Genomic DNA, 385 nt, shown 5'->3' with positions numbered 1-385 from the left:
CACCTTCACCGGGCCACTGGCGGTGAATGGGGCCATGCTGCGTTCTTACGGATGGAACGGCGTAGCCAGTAACGGAATCCTGGTGCTGGGTGATACCGGCTCCTCCGTCGTTAAAAACGGGGCTTACTTCGACTTCACCAACTCGGCGGGCGGGTATACCGCCACCCTTTCGGCCGGCGGCACCATCTGGACCAGCGGCAACTTTGACCCTGCCAAGAAGCTGAACAAAGCTGGCGATACGATGACGGGTGACTTGACCACCGTCGGTCTTCGTGTCGGCTATCCCGGCAACGCTGTTTGCCGCGTCTTCAGTTCCGCCGGCGTCGTCTACTGGGACAGCCGCAGCAGCTATGATGGCGCGCTGCCCGACGCAACCGCCTACTAC

General features: G+C 61.8%; 1 protein-coding gene. It reads left to right on the top strand.

The features are described 5' to 3' along the window. Nucleotides 1-34 precede the first annotated feature (34 nt). On the top strand, nt 35-385 hold a 351-nt coding region (locus FNX44_RS29390), incomplete at its 3' end, for a hypothetical protein (RefSeq protein WP_228450363.1).

It is taken from the genome of Streptomyces alkaliterrae (genome assembly GCF_007097205.2).
GTDB classification, from domain to species: Bacteria; Actinomycetota; Actinomycetes; order Streptomycetales; family Streptomycetaceae; genus Streptomyces; species Streptomyces alkaliterrae.
The sequence above is the reverse complement of the archived record's forward strand: the minus strand, read 5'-3'. Positions and strand labels throughout refer to the sequence as shown.